General features: G+C 68.7%; 18 protein-coding genes. 4 read left to right on the forward strand and 14 right to left on the reverse strand.

Features of this window, described 5'->3' with window-relative positions; translation table 11 throughout:
- Positions 1 to 84: 84 nt before the first annotated feature.
- The gene (locus AC1RAD_RS15985; protein ID WP_492735869.1) at positions 85 to 1350 is read left to right on the forward strand and encodes an MFS transporter; all 1266 of its coding nucleotides are present in this window, start codon (positions 85 to 87) and stop codon (positions 1348 to 1350) included.
- On the opposite strand, the gene mmsB is transcribed toward AC1RAD_RS15985, so the two are convergent.
- From mmsB to AC1RAD_RS16010, 5 genes are all read right to left on the reverse strand, one after another.
- Entirely contained in the window at positions 1335 to 2231 is an 897-nt protein-coding gene (gene mmsB / locus AC1RAD_RS15990) for a 3-hydroxyisobutyrate dehydrogenase (protein WP_070059330.1), read from the reverse strand. The genes AC1RAD_RS15985 and mmsB overlap by 16 nt on opposite strands.
- 40 nt (positions 2232 to 2271) lie before the next feature.
- On the reverse strand, positions 2272 to 3390 hold the full coding sequence (locus AC1RAD_RS15995; RefSeq protein WP_492735872.1) for an enoyl-CoA hydratase/isomerase family protein: 1119 nt from the start codon (positions 3388 to 3390) through the stop codon (positions 2272 to 2274).
- Positions 3391 to 3527: 137 nt separating this feature from the next.
- Entirely contained in the window at positions 3528 to 4682 is a 1155-nt protein-coding gene (locus AC1RAD_RS16000) for an acyl-CoA dehydrogenase family protein (RefSeq protein WP_369647469.1), read from the reverse strand.
- Positions 4679 to 5077 (reverse strand): lysozyme inhibitor LprI family protein, encoded by a 399-nt coding sequence (locus tag AC1RAD_RS16005; RefSeq protein ID WP_492735874.1) that lies wholly within the window; start codon positions 5075 to 5077, stop codon positions 4679 to 4681. Before AC1RAD_RS16005 ends, AC1RAD_RS16000 begins: the two co-directional genes overlap by 4 nt.
- The gene (locus AC1RAD_RS16010) at positions 5074 to 6597 is read right to left on the reverse strand and encodes a CoA-acylating methylmalonate-semialdehyde dehydrogenase (RefSeq protein ID WP_095947476.1); all 1524 of its coding nucleotides are present in this window, start codon (positions 6595 to 6597) and stop codon (positions 5074 to 5076) included. The genes AC1RAD_RS16005 and AC1RAD_RS16010 overlap by 4 nt, the downstream gene beginning before the upstream one ends.
- 152 nt (positions 6598 to 6749) lie before the next feature.
- Here AC1RAD_RS16010 and AC1RAD_RS16015 point away from each other — a divergent pair, with 152 nt between their 5' ends.
- On the forward strand, positions 6750 to 7658 hold the full coding sequence (locus tag AC1RAD_RS16015; protein ID WP_062476442.1) for a LysR family transcriptional regulator: 909 nt from the start codon (positions 6750 to 6752) through the stop codon (positions 7656 to 7658).
- A 13-nt stretch (positions 7659 to 7671) separates the two neighbouring features.
- On the opposite strand, the gene AC1RAD_RS16020 is transcribed toward AC1RAD_RS16015, so the two are convergent.
- From AC1RAD_RS16020 to AC1RAD_RS16035, 4 genes are all read right to left on the reverse strand, one after another.
- Positions 7672 to 8739, reverse strand: a complete 1068-nt coding sequence (locus AC1RAD_RS16020; protein ID WP_492735876.1) for a DUF4241 domain-containing protein — start codon at positions 8737 to 8739, stop codon at positions 7672 to 7674.
- Positions 8740 to 8751: 12 nt separating this feature from the next.
- The gene (locus AC1RAD_RS16025) at positions 8752 to 10149 is read right to left on the reverse strand and encodes a CoA transferase (RefSeq protein WP_492735878.1); all 1398 of its coding nucleotides are present in this window, start codon (positions 10147 to 10149) and stop codon (positions 8752 to 8754) included.
- 105 nt (positions 10150 to 10254) lie between these two features.
- Positions 10255 to 10893: a 3-oxoacid CoA-transferase subunit B gene (locus AC1RAD_RS16030; protein ID WP_056573812.1), complete on the reverse strand. Its 639-nt coding sequence runs from the start codon at positions 10891 to 10893 to the stop codon at positions 10255 to 10257.
- Position 10894: 1 nt separating this feature from the next.
- Positions 10895 to 11698, reverse strand: coding sequence for a CoA transferase subunit A (locus AC1RAD_RS16035; protein ID WP_062476435.1), 804 nt, complete (start codon positions 11696 to 11698; stop codon positions 10895 to 10897).
- Between the two features lie 93 nt (positions 11699 to 11791).
- On the opposite strand from AC1RAD_RS16035, the gene AC1RAD_RS16040 reads away from it, so the two are divergent.
- Positions 11792 to 12358, forward strand: coding sequence for a LuxR C-terminal-related transcriptional regulator (locus tag AC1RAD_RS16040; RefSeq protein WP_062476432.1), 567 nt, complete (start codon positions 11792 to 11794; stop codon positions 12356 to 12358).
- A gap of 139 nt (positions 12359 to 12497) precedes the next feature.
- Here the strand turns inward: AC1RAD_RS16040 and AC1RAD_RS16045 are convergent, their stop codons facing one another.
- Positions 12498 to 12944: a GNAT family N-acetyltransferase gene (locus AC1RAD_RS16045; RefSeq protein ID WP_159272227.1), complete on the reverse strand. Its 447-nt coding sequence runs from the start codon at positions 12942 to 12944 to the stop codon at positions 12498 to 12500.
- 204 nt (positions 12945 to 13148) lie between these two features.
- Between AC1RAD_RS16045 and AC1RAD_RS16050 the strand changes: the two genes are divergently transcribed.
- Positions 13149 to 13295 (forward strand): hypothetical protein, encoded by a 147-nt coding sequence (locus AC1RAD_RS16050; RefSeq protein WP_172438277.1) that lies wholly within the window; start codon positions 13149 to 13151, stop codon positions 13293 to 13295.
- A 16-nt stretch (positions 13296 to 13311) separates the two neighbouring features.
- Here AC1RAD_RS16050 and AC1RAD_RS16055 read toward each other — a convergent pair whose 3' ends face one another.
- The 4 genes from AC1RAD_RS16055 to AC1RAD_RS16070 are packed head-to-tail and all read right to left on the reverse strand — an operon-like array spanning position 13312 to position 16855.
- Positions 13312 to 14277 carry a Bug family tripartite tricarboxylate transporter substrate binding protein gene (locus AC1RAD_RS16055; protein ID WP_492735881.1) on the reverse strand — a complete coding sequence of 322 codons (966 nt, stop codon included), beginning with the start codon at positions 14275 to 14277 and terminating at the stop codon, positions 13312 to 13314.
- 48 nt (positions 14278 to 14325) lie between these two features.
- Positions 14326 to 14706 (reverse strand): VOC family protein, encoded by a 381-nt coding sequence (locus AC1RAD_RS16060; RefSeq protein WP_492735883.1) that lies wholly within the window; start codon positions 14704 to 14706, stop codon positions 14326 to 14328.
- On the reverse strand, positions 14703 to 15686 hold the full coding sequence (locus tag AC1RAD_RS16065) for a hydroxymethylglutaryl-CoA lyase (protein ID WP_492735885.1): 984 nt from the start codon (positions 15684 to 15686) through the stop codon (positions 14703 to 14705). Before AC1RAD_RS16065 ends, AC1RAD_RS16060 begins: the two co-directional genes overlap by 4 nt.
- Positions 15683 to 16855 (reverse strand): CaiB/BaiF CoA transferase family protein, encoded by a 1173-nt coding sequence (locus AC1RAD_RS16070; RefSeq protein ID WP_492735887.1) that lies wholly within the window; start codon positions 16853 to 16855, stop codon positions 15683 to 15685. The genes AC1RAD_RS16065 and AC1RAD_RS16070 overlap by 4 nt, the downstream gene beginning before the upstream one ends.
- Between the last annotated feature and the right edge of the window lie 31 nt (positions 16856 to 16886).

Raw genomic sequence — 16886 nt, forward strand, 5'->3', positions numbered from 1 at the left:
CCGATGGCGGGAGGATCACGTCCGAATCCGGCCAGTGCGTGGTGGTGCACGGCCTGAAGATCGACCACCACCACGGACCGCCCCATGACCCCTCCGAAGACACTCGACACCCCTGCCATTCCACGCCCCCGCTTCTTCCACGGCTGGCTCGTGGTCGCCGGCGCCTTCGCCGTCATGTTCGTGGGCTTCGGCTGCGCATACACCTTCAGCGCGTTCCTCGATGCGCTGCAGCGCGACTTCGGCGCCTCGCGCGGCGAGGTGTCGCTGGTGTTCTCGCTCGCGGGCTTCCTGTACTTCGGGCTCGGCGTGTTCAGCGGCCCGCTCGCCGACCGCTGGGGCGCGCGGCGGCTCGCCGTCGCGGGCATGGTGCTGGTCGGCCTCGGGCTGGTGCTCGCGGGGCAGGCGCGCAGCCTGACGCAGATCTTCTGGGCCTACGGGCTCGGGGTGGGTCTCGGCGTGGGGGCCTCGTACGTGCCCGTGCTCGGCGCGGTGCAGCGCTGGTTCGTGCGCCAGCGCGGCTTCGCCTCGGGGCTGGCTGTGAGCGGCATCGGCGTGGGCACGCTGGCGATGCCGCCGCTGGCCTCGTGGTTCATCGACACGCTGGGCTGGCGCGATGCCTACCTGGCGCTCGGCGTGCTCGCGGCCGTGGTGGGCGTGGGCATGGCGCTCCTGGTCGAGAACGATCCGCGCGCACGCGGCCTCGGGCCCGATGGCGATCCGCCGCAGGCGCAGGCCGCCACCGCGCTACCGCCCGGCGCCTCGGTGCGCGAGGCCGTGGGCTCAGGCCGTTTCGCAGGGCTGTACGCGGCCTGCCTCATCAGCTCGTTCGGTTTGTTCGTGCCCTTCGTGCACCTGGTGCCCTACGCGCTCGACCACGGCGTGGCCGCATCGTCGGCGGTGCTGCTGCTCGGCGCGATCGGCGTGGGCAGCACGGCGGGCCGCTTCTTCCTGGGCGGGCTGGCCGACCGCATGGGCCGGGACCATGCGCTGCCGCTGATGTCGGCCGGCATGGCACTGTCGCTGGTGGTGTGGGCCGTGTCGGGCGGGTTCTGGGGGCTGGCCCTGTTCGCCTTCGCCTACGGCGTGTTCTACGGCGGCTTCGTGGCGCTGCTGCCCGCGCTGGTGATGGACTGGTTCGGCGGGCGCCACATCGGCGCGATCATCGGCATCCTGTACACCAGCGTGGCCATCGGCACGCTCATCGGGCCGAGCGCCGCGGGCTTCGCCTTCGACCTCACGCGCAGCTACCTGCTGCCGATCCTCGTGGCGATCGGCGCCAACCTCGTGGCGGCCGGCCTGCTGCTCGCGATGGCGCGGCGCGGTCGGCGCGCCGTTCAGCCGGCTTTCTGAACCAGCTTCAGCACGCTCGAGAAATCGAGCGCGCCGTGGCCCGCGAGGCTGTGCGCCGCGTACAGGCTGCGCGCCAGACCGCCCAGCGGCGTGGCCGCGCGCACGGCGGTGGCGTTTTCCTGCGCCAGGCCCAGGTCCTTGAGCATCAGGTCAGTGCCGAAGCCGCCCGCGTAGTTCTTCGAGGCCGGCGCGGCTTCCATCACGCCGGGCACGGGGTTGTACTTCTCGAGCGCCCAGTTGCCGCCCGAGCTGCGGCGCATGATTTCGGACAGCACCTTCGGGTCGAGCCCGTTGGCCACGCCCAGCGCGAGCGCTTCCGAGGTGCCGATCATCAGGATGCCGAGCAGCATGTTGTTGCAGATCTTGGCCGTCTGCCCCGCACCGGCCGCGCCGGCGTGGAAGATGTTGGCGCCCATCTTCTCGAGCACCGGGCGCGCGCGCTCCAGGTCCTTGGTGTCGCCGCCGACCATGAAGGTCAGCGTGCCGGCAATGGCGCCGCCGGTGCCACCCGACACGGGCGCGTCGATCATCGCGACGCCCTTGGCAGCGGCGGCCTCGGCCACCTTGCGCGAGGTGGCGGCGGCGATGGTGCTGCTGTCGATCACGAGCGTGCCGGCCTGGATGCTGTCGAGCAGGCCGGGCTTGCCGGCGCCGCCGAGGAACAGGCCCTCGACGTGCGCGCTGGCGGGCAGCATGCTGATCACCACCTCGGCGCCGGCCACGGTCTCGGCCGCCGACTTGGCGATCGGCAGGCCTTCGGCAGCGAACTTCTTGCAGGCTTCGGCCGAGAGGTCGAAGGCGCTGAGCGTATGGCCTGCCTTGTGCAGGTTCAGGGCCATCGGGCCGCCCATGTTGCCCAGGCCGATGAATGCGATCTTCATGTGTCTTGTCTCCGTTGTTCTGTGCAGGGAATGGGGCCGATCAGGTCAGCGAGGCCAGTTCCGCCGGCATCTCGCCACGCGGACGCAGGTGGTCTTCGACGAAGGCCGGCGTGATCTCTTCGAGCGTGGCGGGGTTCCAGCGCGGGTTGCGGTCCTTGTCGACCAGCACGGCGCGGATGCCTTCGGCGAAATCCTTGTTCGCGCAGAAGCCCAGCGAGGCCCAGTACTCGAGACGGAACACCTCGGCCAGCGACATGCGCGGCACGCGCTGCCAGAGCTCGAAGCTCAGCGCGATGGAGCTCGGCGCGCCCTTGGCGAAGGTCTTCGATGCGGTCTGCAGCCAGGCGTCGTCGCTTTGCACGTCGCGCAGGCGCCTGGCGATGTCGAGCAGGTCGTCGCCGGCCATCAGCGCGTTGATGGTGTCGTAGTGCTCGCGCACCTTCGAGGCGGGCATCTCGGCGCCCTCGCCCGCCTGGGCCAGGATGCGCGACAGCGTGGCGCGGTCGGCCTTGGCGTCGCCGCCGGCCCACTGCGTGGACGCGATGGCCTCGATCACCGCGCCCTTGCGCTCGTGCGGCACCAGCACGTCGGCGAGGCCGCAGAAGATGGTGTCGTGCGCGTTGATGTTGGCGGCCGTGAGCGCCAGGAACAGGCCCGTGCGACCCGGCGTGCGGCGCAGGAACCAGCTGCCGCCCACGTCGGGGTACAGGCCGATGTTGATCTCGGGCATGGCGATGCGGCTTTGCAGCGTCATCACGCGGTGCGAGGCGCCCGCCAGCAGGCCCACGCCGCCGCCCATCACGATGCCGTGGCCCCAGCACAGGAAGGGCTTGGGGAAGGTGTGGATCAGGTGGTCGAGCTCGTACTCCTCGCGGAAGAAGTCTTCGGCGTAGGTGTTGCGCGCGGGGCCGCAGTCGAGCAGCGTCTGGTACAGCTGGCGCAGGTCGCCGCCGGCGCAGAAGGCCTTCTCGCCCGCCGCGTCGAGCAGCACGCCGACGATGCCGGCGTCGGCCGCCCATTCGCGCAGCTTGGGCGTGAGCAGGCGCACCATGTCCACGGACAGCGCGTTGAGCGAGGCCGGCGCGTTGAGCGTGGCCACGGCAAAACGCTGGCCGCCGGCGGTCTTGATTTCGTTGAAGAGAACTACGTTGTCTGTCATGTCATTCACGGAAAAGAAAACCCCAAAGGATACGTGCGCGGAATACCGCGGAACCGGCTTTGCCGGGCCGCTGGTATTGCCCCCTGCAAGGGGGTTGGAGGCCACACGAAGTGGGCAAGCCTGGGGGTGTGCCTTGTTTATCGGATGTCGCTGTCGCCTTCCAGCAATTTTCGCGCAACGATGACGCGCATGATTTCGTTGGTGCCTTCGAGGATCTGGTGCACGCGCGTGTCGCGCACCAGGCGCTCGAGCGGGAACTCGCTCAGGTAGCCGTAGCCGCCGTGCAGCTGCAGCGCGTCGTTGCAGACGTTGAAGCCCGCATCGGTCGCGAAGCGCTTGGCCATCGCGCAATAGGTGCTCGCATCCACGTGGCCCGCATCGAGCTTGCTGGCGGCCAGCCGCACCATCTGCCGCGCGGCGACCAGCTCGGTCGCCATGTCGGCCAGCTTGAACTGCAGCGCCTGGAAGCTCGCGATCGGTTTGCCGAACTGCTGGCGCTCGTGCAGGTAACGGCGCGCCGCGTCGAGCGCGCCCTGCGCCGCGCCCACCGAGCAGGTCGCGATGTTGATGCGCCCGCCATCGAGGCCCTTCATGGCGATGCGAAAGCCCTCGCCTTCCTTGCCCAGCAGGTTCTGCGCGGGCACGCGCACGTTGTCGAAGTTGATGGTGCGCGTGGGCTGGCTGTTCCAGCCCATCTTGTGCTCCTTCTTGCCGTAGCTCACGCCCGGCGCGTCGGCCGGCACCGCGAAGGCCGAGATGCCGCTGGCGCCCGCGCCGCCCGTGCGGGCCATGAGCACCAGCACGTCGGTCGAGCCGGCGCCGGAGATGAAGGCCTTGCCGCCATTGATGACGTACTCGGCGCCCTGCAGTTCGGCGCGCGTCTTCAGCGACCCCGCGTCGGAGCCCGCACCCGGTTCGGTCAGGCAGTACGACGCCAGCTTGCGCCCGCTCGTGAGGTCTTCGCCCCACTGCTGCGCCACCGCGTCGGTGGCCCAGGTGCCGAGCATCCACGTCGCCATGTTGTGGATCGTGATGAAGGCCGTGGTCGACGGGTCGACCGCGGCCATTTCCTCGAACACCAGCGCCGAGTCGAGCCGCGGCAGGCCCAGGCCGCCGATGCGCTCGGGCGCGTACAGGCCGCAAAAGCCCAGCTCGCCGGCCTTGGCGATGGCCTCGCGCGGAAAGACCGCCTCGGCGTCCCACTGCGCGGCATGCGGGGCGAACTCGGCCTGCGCGAAATCGCGCGCGGTCTGCGCAAAGGCGTTCTGTTCTTCGGACAGTTCGAAATTCATGGTTGACGACCCTTCCAGAGGTCCAGTTCGGCGGCGCGTTTGCGGGTCGATTTTTCCAGGCACGCGTTGAACACCAGCGGCCAGATCGAGCCGCCTTCGTTCGCCTTCGCGGCCCGCTTGCACCCCGGGTCGCGGCCCTTGAGCCAGGCCCGCTGCTCGGTGCGCAGCGCGACGCGCATCTGCGGCGAAAGCGTCTTCATCACCTCGCCGTAGCGGATGTTGAGCTCGGCGTCGGCCGCGCGGAAATCGCGCAGCGCGCAGTCGTTCATCTGCTGCTGGTTGCCGTTGGGGTTGCAGTCGACCGGCTCGTCGGAGCCGGCCGCCTGCGCCCCGCCGGCCAGCAGGGCAAGCGCCGCCGCGACGGCCCAGGCTGCGACGCGAAGCCCCTGCCTCACTTGAGGCTGATCGTCGTGTTGACGCCGTGCGAGACGGTGCTGTCGTCGAACCAGCGTGCCGTCACGGTCTTGGTCTGCGTGTAGAACATGATGACCTGCTTGCCGTACGGGCCCAGGTCGCCGAGCTTGGAAGCGCGCGAACCGGTGAACGAGAACATCGGGACCGGCACCGGGATCGGCACGTTGATGCCGACCTGGCCCACGTCGATGTCTTCCTGGAAGCGACGCGCCGCGGCGCCCGACTGCGTGAAGATCGCTGTGCCGTTGCCGTTCGGGTTGCTGTTGATCAGGTCGATGGCTTCGTCGATCGTCTCGGCGTCGGCGATGCACAGCACGGGGCCGAACACTTCCTGTTCGTAGATCGTCATGCCGGGCTTCACGCCGGTGAAGATCGTCGGGCCGACGAAGTTGCCCTTCTCGTAGCCGGGCACGGTCGGCTTGCGGCCGTCGAGCACCAGCTTGGCGCCGTCGGCTTCGCCGCGTTCAATGAGGCTGTTCACGCGGTCGTACGCTGCGCAAGACACCAGCGGGCCCACGTCCACGCCCTTTTCAGTGCCCGCGCCGATCTTCAGCGTCTTGGCCTTCTCGATGAGCTCGGGCACCCAGTTGCGCGCCTCGCCCACCAGCACCGCGACCGACACGGCCATGCAGCGCTGACCGGCTGCACCGAAGCTCGCGCCGGCCAGTGCGTTGAGCGTCTGCTCCTTGTTGGCGTCGGGCATCACGATGGCGTGGTTCTTCGCGCCCATCATGCATTGCGCGCGCTTGCCGGCCAGCGTGGCGCGGTTGTAGACGTGCGTGCCGACCTTGGTCGAGCCGACGAAGCTGATCGCCTTGATGTCCTTGTGGTCGCAGATGCCGTTGACGACGGCTTCGCCGCCGTGCACCACGTTCAGCACGCCGGGCGGCACGCCGGCTTCGAGCGCGAGTTCGCACAGGCGCATCGTGACCATCGGGTCCTGCTCGGAGGGCTTGAGCACGAAGGTGTTGCCGGTGACGATGGCCATCGGGAACATCCACAGCGGGATCATGGCCGGGAAGTTGAACGGCGTGATGCCGGCGCACACGCCCAGCGGCTGCAGCAGCGTGTAGGTGTCGACGCCGTTGGCCACGTTGTTGGCCAGTTCGCCCAGTTGCAGGTTGCCGATGTTCGAGGCGTGCTCGACCACTTCGAGGCCGCGGAACACGTCGCCTTCGGCGTCCGGCAGCGTCTTGCCCTGTTCGGCCGTGAGGATCGCGGCCAACTCGCCCATGTTCTCGCGGATGAGCTGCTGCAGCTTCAGGAAGATGCGGGCGCGCGCGCCGAGGGGCGTCTTGCGCCAGGTCTTGAAGGCTTCCTTGGCGGAGGCCACGGCGGCGTCGAGCTCGGCTTGCGTGGCGAAGGGCACGCGGGCCAGCACCTGCTGCGTGGCCGGGTTGACGACGTCGCGCCATTCGGTGGTCTTCGATTCGACGAACTTGCCGCCGATGAGCAGCTTGACGGTGGCGACCTGCGTCGAGGGGGTGGTGGTGGCGTCCATGGGGGTTTGTCTCCTGTGAATACGGGACCGGTTCGAACCGGTGCAGCCTGCATCCTAGCTTTGCAGATTTGCCATGACAATAGACAAATATGCGTCATCGCTTTGCAAAAATGCAAAGCACCGCACGCCACCCCGCACGAGGCCGCACGCACATGGACTGGGACAACCTGCGCTACTTTCTCGAACTCGCCCGCTCGGGCACGCTGATGAGCGCGGCGCGCCGGCTGGAGGTCGACCACACCACCGTCGCGCGGCGCATCCAGGCGCTCGAAAAGGAGGTGGGCGCGCCGCTGTTTTCGCGCGAGGCCGGCGGTCATCGGCTCACCGAGGCAGGCCGCCGGCTGCAGCCCCAGGTCGAGGCGATGGAGAGCGCGTTCCAGGCCGTGGAGAGCACCGCGCCGGCGTCGCAGGAAGGCTTGTCGGGGCTGGTGCGCATCGGCGCCACCGAGGGCTTCGGCACCGTGGTGCTGGCGCCGCAGCTGGCACTGTTCGCGGTGCAGCACCCGAAGCTCACCATCGACCTGCTCGCGATGCCCCGGCTGGTGCACCTGTCGCGGCGCGAGGCCGACATCGTGATCTCGCTCGAGCGGCCCGCGCGCGGGCCGGTGGTGGTGACCAAGCTCACCGACTACACGCTGCGGCTTTACGCCTCCAAGCAGTATCTGGCCGCACACAAGCCCATCAAGACCCGCGAAGACCTGCGCGGCCACACCTTCATCAGCTACGTGGACGACCTGCTGTTCAGCAAGGAGCTGCAGTACCTCGATGAACTTCACCGCCCCGACAGCTTCGCGCTGCGCAGCACCAGCGTGCTGGCGCAGCACCGGGCGGTGGCGGCGGGTGCGGGGATTGCGGTGCTGCCGGCGTTCATCGCGCAGGACGACCGCGCGCTCAAGCCGGTGCTGCCGGATGCGGCGAACTTCACGCGGACCTTCTGGATGTCGATGCCGGCGGAAACGAAGCACCTGGCGCGCATGCAGACCGTGTGGGAGTTCCTGCGCGCGACGGCCACGGCGCAACAGCAGGTGCTGTTGCCTGACAGCGCGGCGAACGCCAGGTGACCGGCTCGCGCGCTCAGGAAAACAGGCGCTTCAGGAACCCAGGCTTGGCCGCCAGCGCCGGCATCGCCGCCTTTTCGAGCAGCGCGATCAGCCCCTCCACGCGCGGCTTCTTGAGCCGGCGCGCGTAGTCGATGTAGCTCTCTTCCTCGTCCATGCGATAGAACTGCGGCGGCATCGGCAGTTGGCCCGGCAGCGCCGCCAGCAGCACGCGCAGCGCGTCCAGCTGGTTCATGCGGATGGCGCTCATGATCGCGGTCTCGCCGAGCGAAGGGACGATCTCGTTGGGCTGTGCGAGCCCGCCGTCGAGCAGGGGCTGGACCGCCGTCGCATCGCCTGCGACCGCTGCCGCGCCCAGTGCCTCGAGCGCCGCCAGTTTCTCGGGCGAGAGGCTGGCCACATAGGCGTCGCTGCGCTTGTCGTCCTCGTCGCGCGCGTCGCCGCCCTGCATGACCATGAAGTCGGTCACGAGCGCCACGGGTTCGCCCGCCGCGTCGAGCGCCCAGAAGCTCGGGTAGCTGCCGTCGCCCCAGCCGGCGCTGAAGATCAGCACGTTGTTCGCGCTGCCCGCGCCCAGCGGGTAGTGGTCGGCGATGTCGGCCGAGGCGAGGTCGGCGCCGAGCACGTCGTCGTAGTAGCTCACGTACTCGGGGTTGGTGGCGGACTCGCGCGCCTCGCGCTCGGCCATGGCCTTGGCGCCGTCGGCATCCATGAAGCAGCCGACGCCGGCATCGACCGGGTAGCCGTAGAACTCATCGCTGCCGAGTTCGTCCTGCGATTGCCCTTCGAGCAACGCCGCCTCCCAGTGCAACTCGCTCGCCTGCAGGCTGCCGCGCTCACGCAGCCACAGCACGGCCAGCGCATGGCGGCCGCCGCCTTGCAGCACCTCGACGGGGAATGCGCCCCGCCCGCTCACGCTGCGAACGAAAGGCTCGCGCTCGGGTTGCACCAGCGGATCGCAGGCCACGATGCGGCCGCTCGTGATGTTCAGGGCTCCGCAAGGCTGGCGCTGCAGATGCCGTGCGCGCAGCGCCTCGTCGTCAAGAAAAATGCTCTGGAGGTTGTCGATGTCTAGATAGGCCATGCGCCCAGTTTCTCATTCCCCGGCAACGGCAGGCCACACGGGCGGATGGCTGCCCAGCGGCATCGACGGCCGCGGCCAGGCGGCCGGCGTGCGCGACAGCTGCGCGCTGTGGCGCACCGCCGCCAGTTCGCCGAAGCCCGAGGCAGACGTCTCTACGTACGGCGCGACATCGGCCCGCGCGATCGACAGCCCGCCGTCCACGCGGCCCAGCCCGCGCAGCCACTGCCCTGTCTGCGCCAGCGACACCTGCACATGCCAGCTGCCGCCCTCCTGCTGCTGTCGCCACAGCGCCGCGGCGGCACCGAGGGCGATCAGATAGCCGCTGGCTTCGTCGAGGATCTGCATCGGCATCGGGCGCGGCTTGCCGTCACCCGCGGCCTCGCCCTCGGCATGGTTGAAGCCCATGGCGGTCTGCACCAGCGAATCGAAGCCGCGCCGATCGGCCCACGGCCCCTGCGTGCCATAGGCCGTGAGCGAGACGCAGACGATGCCCGGCCGCTCGCGCGCCAGCGCCTCGGGGCCGAAGCCCAGCGCCGCGATGCCGCCGGGGCGGTAGCCCTGCACGAAGACATGCGCATCGGCGACGAGGCCGTGCAGCACCGCGCGACCTTCGTCCGTGCACAGGTCCACGTGCGTCGAGAGCTTGCCGCGGCTGGTGTCGGCGATCGATTCGATGTTCGGCAGGTTCGGCGAATTGACCAGCATCACGTCGGCGCCGTACGCCGCCAGCGCCCGGCCGCCGACCGGTCCCGCGAGGATGCGCGTCAGGTCGAGCACGCGCAGGCCTTCGAGCGGGCGCTGGTCATCGCGCAGCGGCGGCAGCGCGCGCGGTGGTGCGTCGCCGATGCGCTCGATGGTGAAGAGCGGCTGGGCCGCGACCGCCTGCCCCTGCGGCGTGACGTCCCACTCATCGAAGCGGCGCAGCGCGGTCGCCACCAGGCCTTGCGCGGCGGCGGCCGTTTCGAAATCGATCGCGCGCCAGCCGGCCATCGCGGCCTCGGCGTCGGCGCGCGTGGCGTTGGCCGGGTCCAGCTTCATGAGGCGCAGCGCGCCTTCGCGGTGGTGCCTGAAGTTGGCGTGGATGCGCACCCAGCCATCGGCGCAGCGGTACACGCCCGAGAAGGTGTCCCACAGATCGGGCACGCGGCCGTCGAGGCTGAACCAGCCCGTGCAGTCGAGTGCGGCGTGCAGCGTGTCGACCGCCACCTCTTGCCGCGCCACGCCGCGCCGGTGTCCCAGTTCGCAGGCCGCGAGCGCGGCGGCCGCGATGCTGGCCTGCGCCGCGAGGCCGACCGCGAAGGACGACGGCAGCACCGGGTCGGCGCCCGTGAGCCGCGCGAAAGCCAGCGCCTCGGCGGGCAACCCCGCCAGTTGCCAGAGACCGGCCAGGACTTCTTCACTCGTTGCCATGCGTCGCCCCTTCAGGGAAGGAAAAAAGAAATGAAAAAGGCAGGGTCCGCTTGCGCGGCCCTGCCCTTGTTGCTGTCGTTGCGTTCGCGACCTTGTGCGGGTTGCTTACTGGATCAGCTTCGCACCGGTCTTGGCCTGCAGCGCGTCGAAGCTCACGCCCGGCGCCAGCTCGATCACCTTGAGGCCTTCAGGCACGACGTCCATCACGGCCAGGTCGGTGATGATGCGGTCGACCACGCCCACGCCGGTCAGCGGCAGCGAGCATTGCTCGAGGATCTTCAGGTCTTCGGTGCCGTCCTTCTTCTTGGCCACGTGTTCCATCAGCACGATCACGCGCTTCACGCCGGCCACGAGGTCCATGGCGCCGCCCATGCCCTTGACCATCTTGCCGGGGATCATCCAGTTGGCGAGGTCGCCCTTGGCGCTGACCTGCATCGCACCGAGGATCGACAGGTTGATCTTGCCGCCGCGGATCATCGCGAAGCTGTCATGGCTGCCGAAGATGGCCGAGCCGGGCAGCGTGGTGACGGTCTGCTTGCCGGCGTTGATGAGGTCGGCGTCGACGTTGTCTTCGGTCGGGAACGGGCCGATGCCGAGCATGCCGTTTTCGCTTTGCAGCCAGACTTCCTTGGTGCCGGTGTGGTTGGCCACCAGGGTCGGAATGCCGATGCCGAGGTTGACGTAGAAGCCGTCTTCGAGTTCTTGCGCGGCACGGGCCGCCATCTGGTCTTGGGTCCAGGGCATCTCAGGCTCCTTCTTTCTTGTTGACGGCCTTCACGGCCGATTCGCTGCCGGCGGCGGCGGCCTGGGCGATGGCGGTCTGGGCCTCGACCTTGGCGGCGGCGGCATCGACCGAGGCGCTCACGGTGCGCTTCTCGATGCGCTTCTCGGGCGTGGCGTTGAGCACCAGGCGGTGCACGTAGATGCCCGGCAGGTGGATGTCGTCGGGGGCCAGTTCGCCCACTTCGACGATCTTCTCGACCTCGACGATGCAGACCTTGCCGGCCATGGCGGCGGCGGGGTTGAAGTTGCGTGCCGTGAGACGGAAGCGCAGGTTGCCGGCCTTGTCGGCCACGTCGGCCTTGACCAGTGCCACGTCGGGCACCAGCGAGTGCTCCATGACGTAGGTCTCGCCGCCGAACTCGCGCAGTTCCTTGCCTTCGGCCACTTGCGTGCCCACGCCGGTCTTCGTGAAGAAGGCCGGAATGCCCGCGCCGCCGGCGCGCAGCTTCTCGGCCAGCGTGCCCTGGGGCGTGAATTCGAGGGCCAGTTCACCGGCCAGGTACTGGCGCTCGAACTCCTTGTTCTCGCCCACGTACGACGCAATCATCTTCTTGATCTGGCGCGTCTCGAGCAGTTTGCCGAGGCCGAAGCCGTCGACGCCCGCGTTGTTCGAGATGACGGTGAGGTTCTGCACGCCGGAATCCTTCAGCGCGTCGATGAGCGCTTCGGGAATGCCGCACAGGCCGAAGCCGCCGACCGCGAGCGTCTGCCCGTCGGCCACGACCCCCTTGAGTGCCGCGTCTGCGGAGGGATAAATCTTGTTCACTCGGGCTCCTTGATGGGTGGTGGAGAGTGGGTGGGAAAGGCTTCAACGATACTACCTACTCGTATACGTAGTATTTCGTAATGGTGACACCCGATGCCCGAGATCGATTACCGGCTGGCTTTTGAACATGCACCCGTCGGCATGGTGGTCTCGAGCAACCGCACCATCGTCGCCTGCAATCAGCGTGTGTGCGAAATTTTCGGCGCGGAGCCCTCTGCCTTGGTCGGGCATTCGTTCAGCATCCTGTACCCCAGCGTGGCGGAGTTCGAGCGCATCGGCAAGCGCATGGAGCCCTTTCTGAACGCCAGCGGCCACTATGCCGACAACCGCATGATGAAGCGCCTGGGCGGGCTGCACGGCGCACTGGCCGGCGAGACTTTCTGGTGCCACGTCACCGGCCACGCGATGAACCGCGCGGCGCCGCACGAGGCCGGCATCTGGACCTTCGAGGACCTGGGCTCGCGCCGCGCGGTGAAGGCCGAGCTCACGCCGCGCGAGCGGGAGGTGGCGGCGCAGGTGATGCGCGGGCTGACGTCGAAGGAGATCGGGAAGGCGCTGGGCATCAGCCATCGCACCGTTGAATTGCATCGGGCGCGGTTGATGCGCAAGTACGCGGCGGCGACGACTGCGGAGCTGGTGCAGAAGCTCATCGCGGGGTGATGCTTTTCAGGGCGCGTGCACAGGCCACCGGGTACTTCCCTCCGCGAATGTCCCCCGGCCTTCGGCCTCCTCCTTGATTTCGCTGCGGGAAGCACCCAGTGTCCTGCGCACACTGAGTGCGGTCGTGGTGCGGGGCGCGCTAGAGCACCATCTCCATGCGGACCAGATCCCGCAGCGGAATGCCGTTCTGCTTCGTCGCCTTGCCCCAGCGGCGCACGAAGTAGTCGACGTCGACTCCAACGATGCGAAAGCCGAAGCGCTGGTAGAAGGCCAGCTCGCGCAGGCTGCTGTTGCCTGTGCCGACTTCGAGCCGGTGCGCGCCGCGCTGCCTGGCAAGAGCTTTCGCCTTCTTCAGCATCGCGGTGCCGATGCCCTGGCCCTTGTGCGCTTCGGCCACGGCGATGTTCATGATCTCCCAGGTGTCGACGCGCGTGGCCATGAGCACCATCTGGCCGACGACCTCGCCCGCCTGTTCGGCCAGCCATTGCTCGCCGCGCAGCAGGTACTTTTCGATCTCGGGGCGCGGGCCGTCCGCGTCGAACAGGAGCGGCCAGGGCACCGCATCCGCCGGGGTGGCCCTGCGCATCGTCAAACCCTTCAGGTGTGTGTTTCGTGCGTTCCGTTGCATGACCCTATTCTGAGTTCTGAGCAGAAGTTCCCTGCCAGAGCCCCCGGATCGTTGCGAAAACGGAAACGCCGTGTCGACAAAACCCGTGCGCCATCGCCAGTTGAGAGGCCTATCGTGGAACCCACGCGAACACACCGTTCGCCCCACACAGGAGCAGACACCATGTCCACACCCCTTCATTCGGAAAAGAACCTCCTTCAGCAGACGAAGCTGTCCGTGGCCCAGGCCCGCGCGCTGGCCGGGCACCAGGTGCCCGTGGCGCTCGGCCTCGCGGCGGTGATCCTGTCGGTGCTGGGCGTCAAGCCCTGAACCTGGCCGGGGGCGTTCACTCCGGCTTGATGTCGGCGCCCTTGATCACCTTCGACCAGGCCGCGAGTTCCTGGTCGACAAACTTGCCCAGCGTCGCGGGGTCCATGTAGGTCGCGAAGGCGCCCTGCTCGTCCACCTTCTTGCGGAAGGCCTCGCTCTCGACGATCTTCCTGATCTCGGCGCTGAGCTTGTTCACCACCTCGGGCGGCGTCTTCGCCGGCGCGAACACCGCGAACCACGACTCGACCTCGTAGCCCGGCAACCCGGCCTCGGCCGAGGTCGGCACGTTCGGCATCGACGCGTGCCGCTTGCTGCCCGTGTACGCCAGCGCCTTGATGCGCCCGCCCGCGAAGTGGCCGATGACCGAGGGCGGCGTGGTGATGAAGATGTCGACATTGCCCGCCACCAGGTCGTTGATGGCCGGCCCCGAGCCCTTGTAGGGCACGTGCGTGGCCGGCTGCTTCGTCTGGCGCGACAGCAGCTCGCCGGCGATGTGCTGGATCGAGCCGTTGCCCGACGAGGCGTAGAACAGGCCGCCCTCCTTCTTCCTGCCGTACTCGATGAGTTCCTTCATCGTGGTCACCGGCAGCTTGCCGCTCACCGCGACCACGTGCGGCGCGCGCATCACCATCGCCACCGGCACGAAGTCCTTGCTCGGGCTCCAGCGCAGGTTCGGGTACAGCGACGGGTTGCCGACGTGGTAGCCCGAGTACTGCAGCAGCAGCGTGTAGCCGTCGGGCGCGGCGCGGGCCACGAACTCGGTGCCGATGTTGCCGCTGGCGCCGGGCTTGTTGTCGACCACCACCGGCTGGCCCAGCGCGCGCTGCAGCGGGTCGGCGACCAGCCGCGCCATGATGTCGGTGGAGCCCGCGGGTGCCGTGGGCACCACGAAGGTCAGGGGTTTGGAAGGCCAGGTGTCGGCGTGCGAGGCGGCGGCGGCCAGCGCGAGGCCGACCGCGAGCAGACGGTGAGCGGGGTTCATGGGTTTGTCTCCGGTGGTTTTTTTGGGGCTGTCTTCAGGCTGCGCGCGTCAGGGCGCCAGCTCCGAAATCTCGATGAGATTCAGGTCGGGGTCGCGCACGTATACCGAGCGGATGCGCGCAGTGGCGCCCGTGCGCATCACAGGGCCCTCGAGGATCGGCACGCCCCGCGCCTGCAGCCGCGCGATGACTTCTTCGAGCGGCACGCTGGCGATGAAGCACAGGTCGAGCGAACCGGGCGTGGGAAGCTCGGCCTTCGGCTCGAACTCGTGGCCCTTCACGTGCAGGTTGATTTTCTGGTGGCCGAAGCGAAAGGCCTTGCGGCCGGCGCCGAAGGTTTCCAGCGTCATGCCCAGCACCTCGACGTAGAAGCGCACACAGGCTTCTTCGTTGGCGGTCGTGAGCACCAGGTGATCCAGGTGGTCGATCATGCGTTCTCCTTCTTGATGGGGCGCGCCTTTGCGCGTTCGACGATGGCGTTGAAATCGGCCGGCGGCGCATGGCGCGTCAGCCGGTGGCCGGCGCGCGAGACCTGGCCAGGCAGTTCGTGCTGCACCAGCGATTCGAGTTCAGCCGCAGTGCTGATCAGGCCCTCAAGGTCCATGCCGGTGTCGTAGCCCATGCACTGCAGCATGTGGACCACGTCCTCGGTCGCGACGTTGCCAGTGGCTCCGGGCGCGTAGGGGCAACCGCCGATGCCGCCGAGCGACATGTCGAGCCGATCGATGCCCGCTTCGACCGCAGCGATGGTGTTCGCCAGGCCCATGCCCCTTGTGTTGTGGAAGTGCGCGGTCCATTCCAGCGCCGGGTGCCGCGCGCGCACGGCCTCGCACACGGCTTGCACCTGCGTGGGATAGGCCATGCCGGTGGTGTCGCACAGCGTGAGGCCCTGCACGCCCAGCGCTGCAAAGCGGTCGGTCCAGCCGAGCACCGTGGCCAGCGGCACCTCGCCTTCCATCGGGCAGCCGAACACGCAGGAGAGCGACACGTTCACCGGCACCTTCGCCTGCTTCGCCAGCGCGATCACCTCAGCCAGCTGGGCGAACGACTGCTCGCGCGTCATCCGCAGGTTGCTGAGGTTGTGCGTCTCGCTGACCGACATGACGACGTTGAATTCGTCGATGCGGCTTTCGAGCGCGCGCTCGGCGCCGCGCACGTTGGGCACGAGCGCGGTGTAGACCACGCCCGGCCAGCGCGCGATGCGCTGCATCACTTCTTCGCCGTCGCGCAGCGCGGGAATGGCCTGGGCCGAAGTGAACGAGGTGACCTCGATCTTGGCGTAGCCGAGCGTGCCGAGCCGGTCGATCAACGCGATCTTGTCGTCCGTGGGGATGAAGCGGCTTTCCATCTGGAAGCCGTCGCGCGTGGCGACCTCGTTGATGAACAGCCGCGTGCCGTTGCCGGTTTTCATAGGGCCTCGCTTTCCGCGCTGCGCACCGGCCAGCCCGCGCCCTGCAGGTCCGCCGTGTGTTCACCCAGGCGCGGCGCCGCGTGCGCGATGCGCCCCGGCGTGGCGCTGAGCTTGGGCACCACGCCCGGCACCTTGAGCAGCGCGCCGTCGGAGCCACGCGTTTGCACGATCATTTCGCGTGCCAGGTACTGCGGATCGGTCGCGATGTCGGCCACCGTGTAGATGCGACCGACCGGCACGCCCGCCGCGTCGAGCACGGCCAGCACCTCGTCACGGCTGCGCTGCAGGGTCCAGGCTTCGATGGCCGCATCGATCTCTTCCACGCGCAGCACGCGGCCGTCGTTGTGCACGAGGCCGGGGTCGTTCTCCAGGTCCGCGCGGTCGATGGCGCGCATCAGCCGGCGGAAGATGCTGTCGCCGTTGCCCGCCACCAGCACGTAGTGGCCGTCGCTGCAGCGGTAGGCGTTGGTCGGCGCGATGCCCGGCAAGGCGCTGCCGGCCCGCTCGCGCACGGCACCGAAGGCGTCGTACTCGGGCAGCAGGCTTTCCATCACGTTGAAGACCGATTCGTACAGCGCCACGTCGATGAACTGGCCCTCGCCGCCGTGGGCGGTGCGGTGGTGCAGCGCCGTGAGCACGCCGATCACGCCGTGCAGCGCGGCCAGCGTGTCGCCCAGCGAGACGCCCACGCGCACCGGCACCCGGCCGGGCTCGCCGCTGAGGTAACGCAACCCGCCCATCGATTCGCCGAGCACGCCGAAGCCCGGCTTGTCGCGGTAGGGGCCGGTCTGCCCGTAGCCCGAGATGCGCAGCATGATGAGCCGCGGGTTCAAGGCATGCAGCTGCTCCCAGCCCAGGCCCCAGCCTTCGAGCGTGCCGGGCTTGAAGTTCTCGATGAGCACGTCGGCCTCGAGCGCCAGCGCGCGCACGGCCTCCTGCCCTTCGGCGCTGCGCAGATCGAGGCACACCGAGCGCTTGTTGCGCGACTGCACCTCCCACCACACCGAGGTGCCATCGCGCAGCAGCCGCCACTTGCGCAGCGGATCGCCGACGCCGGCGGGCTCGACCTTGATCACGTCGGCGCCGAACTCGGCGAGCGTCTTGCCGGCGAACGGGCCGGCGATGAGCTGGCCGAGCTCCAGCACCTTCAGGCCTTCGAGTGCGTTCATCTTTCTCTGTCTCCAGGTGGGTTGCCCCGAC

This window comes from Variovorax sp. GW823-FHT04B03 (genome assembly GCF_058796495.1).

Coding starts and splice junctions, on each gene's coding strand:
- AC1RAD_RS16010 (WP_095947476.1), bottom strand. CDS start 6,597: ATGGACGCCACCACCACCCCCTCGACGCAGGTCGCCACCGTCAAGCTG.
- AC1RAD_RS16000 (WP_369647469.1), bottom strand. CDS start 4,682: ATGAATTTCGAACTGTCCGAAGAACAGAACGCCTTTGCGCAGACCGCG.
- AC1RAD_RS16050 (WP_172438277.1), top strand. CDS start 13,149: ATGTCCACACCCCTTCATTCGGAAAAGAACCTCCTTCAGCAGACGAAG.
- AC1RAD_RS16070 (WP_492735887.1), bottom strand. CDS start 16,855: ATGAACGCACTCGAAGGCCTGAAGGTGCTGGAGCTCGGCCAGCTCATC.
- AC1RAD_RS16060 (WP_492735883.1), bottom strand. CDS start 14,706: ATGATCGACCACCTGGATCACCTGGTGCTCACGACCGCCAACGAAGAA.
- AC1RAD_RS16045 (WP_159272227.1), bottom strand. CDS start 12,944: ATGCGCAGGGCCACCCCGGCGGATGCGGTGCCCTGGCCGCTCCTGTTC.
- AC1RAD_RS15985 (WP_492735869.1), top strand. CDS start 85: ATGACCCCTCCGAAGACACTCGACACCCCTGCCATTCCACGCCCCCGC.
- AC1RAD_RS15995 (WP_492735872.1), bottom strand. CDS start 3,390: ATGACAGACAACGTAGTTCTCTTCAACGAAATCAAGACCGCCGGCGGC.
- AC1RAD_RS16025 (WP_492735878.1), bottom strand. CDS start 10,149: ATGGCAACGAGTGAAGAAGTCCTGGCCGGTCTCTGGCAACTGGCGGGG.
- AC1RAD_RS16055 (WP_492735881.1), bottom strand. CDS start 14,277: ATGAACCCCGCTCACCGTCTGCTCGCGGTCGGCCTCGCGCTGGCCGCC.
- AC1RAD_RS16020 (WP_492735876.1), bottom strand. CDS start 8,739: ATGGCCTATCTAGACATCGACAACCTCCAGAGCATTTTTCTTGACGAC.
- AC1RAD_RS16040 (WP_062476432.1), top strand. CDS start 11,792: ATGCCCGAGATCGATTACCGGCTGGCTTTTGAACATGCACCCGTCGGC.
- AC1RAD_RS16065 (WP_492735885.1), bottom strand. CDS start 15,686: ATGAAAACCGGCAACGGCACGCGGCTGTTCATCAACGAGGTCGCCACG.
- AC1RAD_RS16015 (WP_062476442.1), top strand. CDS start 6,750: ATGGACTGGGACAACCTGCGCTACTTTCTCGAACTCGCCCGCTCGGGC.
- AC1RAD_RS16030 (WP_056573812.1), bottom strand. CDS start 10,893: ATGCCCTGGACCCAAGACCAGATGGCGGCCCGTGCCGCGCAAGAACTC.
- mmsB (WP_070059330.1), bottom strand. CDS start 2,231: ATGAAGATCGCATTCATCGGCCTGGGCAACATGGGCGGCCCGATGGCC.